The 1,319-nt window shown below is 53.8% G+C and carries 1 protein-coding gene and 1 pseudogene; both read left to right on the forward strand.

Annotated features, from left to right (window positions below; genetic code table 11):
* A pseudogene (locus DK368_RS21165) lies at positions 1-183 on the forward strand (DNA repair protein RecN); the annotation flags it as partial.
* A gap of 349 nt (positions 184-532) precedes the next feature.
* Positions 533-1,126, forward strand: coding sequence for a hypothetical protein (locus DK368_RS21585; protein ID WP_155524671.1), 594 nt, complete (start codon positions 533-535; stop codon positions 1,124-1,126).
* Positions 1,127-1,319: the final 193 nt, after the last annotated feature.

Raw genomic sequence — 1,319 nt, forward strand, 5'->3', positions numbered from 1 at the left:
GCCCGCGGCGGGCACCATTGGAATGTGCGCAAGCGCAGCAGCGCCGGCCGCACCCAGACCGAGGTGGTGGAGCTGGGTCCCGCCGACCGGCTGGAGGAGATCGCCCGCATGCTCTCCGGCGCCGAAATCACTCCCGCCGCCCGCGCCGCCGCCGAAAGCCTGCTGGGCACCCGCCTGCTCTGACCCGGGGGGGCCGCCCCCTCCGCCCGATTCCCCCCCCGCCGCGCGCGCCCGCGCCTCACCTTTCGGCTGGATGAAGAAGCCGGGGCAGGCCACACCGACGCCGGACGCGGCGCGCGGGCTGGTCTATCCGGCCCGGGCGGTCCTGGACGGGACGGATCGGATGGGTGGTGATGCGGTGACGCTTGTGCCCGGGATGGCTGTGGTGGCAGAAATGGTCACCGCACGGTGGCGGATTATCTGTTGTCACCCATCGTCCGGGCGACGCAGGAGGCGGAGAGGGAAAGGTAATTCTCAGCTGGAAAATAGATGAAAATAACGTTCCTGTAAATTTACGCAAAGGCTGGATTAAATGAACCTTCGCCAAAAAATGAAGTTTATTGCAATAGTCGCGCTAAATGTGGTTTTTTGTATTTATGCGATTCATCTTTACTTTCATGGTATCGGAAATCCGTTCGAAAATGATTATCGCCTTCCGGCGGAAAGTGAGTTTAATTCAAAGAATCTTAAGATTTACGGGTACTACAAAGTCAAGGGGGAATCAAGTTTAGTTTTGCAAGACGATGCCGGAGATATCTATCGAACTTCTTGCGTAAAACGCTGGATTGATGCGGACTGCATCGGGGCTGTGCGATTAATGGAATCAAAGAAAATTAAGCCTTGGAATAAAACAAACAAAGGAAAAAATGTTCGCGTTCAATTAATGAAAGTTAAATTGCCATGGTACATTATATGGATTGATGATTTCTATTTAATTGGCTCTATAGAAGGTGATGGAATAAATTCATCTAGAGATGATATTAACAAATATAATATGGGATGGTATCCAATTGCATCAAAAATGACGAATATATTTGGAGTGATTGCACCGGTGCTGTATGCACTTTCATTATTCAAAATAATTTCTGACCTCATTAAAGAGCGTCGATCGGCCGAAAGTCGATAAGCTGAACATTTGGGTGGAAATAGAAATGACCCAGACGGCGGCGAAGGTGCCGCCGACGAGAGCCTGAATAGCCCGTCCAGGTGGCCCTGGCGGCGGTCGAGGGACGAGCGATAGCCGGCAAGGCTGCCCGGCCCGGGCGGTCCTGGACGGGACGGATCGGATGGGTGGTGATGCGGTGACGCTTGTGCCCGGG

Origin of the sequence: Oleisolibacter albus (assembly GCF_003336875.1) — a bacterium.
GTDB lineage: Bacteria > Pseudomonadota > Alphaproteobacteria > Azospirillales > Azospirillaceae > Niveispirillum > Niveispirillum album.